Annotated in this window: 1 rRNA gene; it reads right to left on the minus strand. The window is 51.0% G+C overall.

Going from position 1 to position 257, the window contains the following annotated elements:
* Nucleotides 1–257: ribosomal RNA gene (locus tag LZP69_RS16505) — 23S ribosomal RNA — on the minus strand; the annotation flags it as partial.

Here is a 257-nt window from a genome sequence, read left to right on the forward strand (position 1 = left end):
TCGGCGGGGAGGTTTTTCACCCCCCTTATCGTTACTCATGTCAGCATTCGCACTTCTGATACCTCCAGCGTGGGTTACCCCTTCACCTTCAACGGCTTACAGAACGCTCCTCTACCGCACACACAAAGTATGCACCCATAGCTTCGGTGTATTGCTTAGCCCCGTTATATCTTCCGCGCAGGCCGACTCGACTAGTGAGCTATTACGCTTTCTTTAAATGATGGCTGCTTCTAAGCCAACATCCTAGCTGTCTAAGC

The organism is Shewanella sp. AS1, assembly GCF_021412565.1.
GTDB lineage: Bacteria > Pseudomonadota > Gammaproteobacteria > Enterobacterales > Shewanellaceae > Shewanella.